Source organism: Mesorhizobium sp. M2E.F.Ca.ET.209.01.1.1 (assembly GCF_004010375.2).
Lineage (GTDB): Bacteria > Pseudomonadota > Alphaproteobacteria > Rhizobiales > Rhizobiaceae > Mesorhizobium.
In genome coordinates this window covers 1-329 of sequence record NZ_SADP02000721.1, presented here as the reverse complement: position 1 = coordinate 329, position 329 = coordinate 1, and the positions used below count along the sequence as shown (strand labels likewise).

At 68.1% G+C, this 329-nt stretch carries 1 pseudogene; it reads right to left on the bottom strand.

Annotated elements, in window-relative coordinates:
- A pseudogene (locus EN852_RS37600) lies at window positions 1-329 on the bottom strand (MFS transporter); the annotation flags it as partial.

Below are 329 nucleotides of genomic sequence, written 5' to 3'. Positions count from 1 at the left end.
GTGGCGACCTGCACATTGCGGTTTTCCGAGCGGCGGATACGGTCGAAGATCGGCGCCAGCCGCGCCTTTTCGGCATCGTGAGCGAAGATCTGACCGTGATTGCCCATCGCAGCCGACAGCGCCAGCGTCTTGCCGCCGGCGCCGGCGCAAAAGTCGAGCACCTGCATGCCAGCCGTCGCGCCGGCAAGCGCTGCCGCAATCTGCGACCCCTCGTCCTGGACCTCGAACCAGCCCTTCTGGAAAGCTGGCTCGGCCTGCACGTTCGGATGCCTGCCGTCGCCGTCGATGGGCGGGATGCGGATGCCGCAGGGTGCGATCCGCGAGGCGCT